Genomic DNA, 255 nt, shown 5'->3' on the forward strand with positions numbered 1-255 from the left:
GATCGGCCGCGACGAACAGCGATTCCGGAAAGTCATCGGGCAGGGTTCGGGCGGTCGTCAGAACCTGCGCTCCGAGTTCCCGAAAGAGATTGACGGTTGCGGCGCCCGCACCGCGCGTGCCGGAGGTAATCAGCGCGCGCTTTCCGCCCAGATCGAGGAACGGATGGCTACCGCCTGGAACGGGCACGCTCACAGCGTGATCTCCAGCCCAGCGATCTTTTGCCCTTCAAGGACGAACAGATAGCGCAGGTCCAC

At 63.9% G+C, this 255-nt stretch carries 1 pseudogene; it reads right to left on the bottom strand.

Annotated features, from left to right (window positions below):
• Nucleotides 1–193 (bottom strand): annotated as a pseudogene (locus MRBLMC3_RS22150) (hypothetical protein); the annotation flags it as partial.
• Nucleotides 194–255: the final 62 nt, after the last annotated feature.

Origin of the sequence: Sphingobium sp. LMC3-1-1.1, from assembly GCF_040676285.1 — a bacterium.
Taxonomy (GTDB): domain Bacteria; phylum Pseudomonadota; class Alphaproteobacteria; order Sphingomonadales; family Sphingomonadaceae; genus Sphingobium.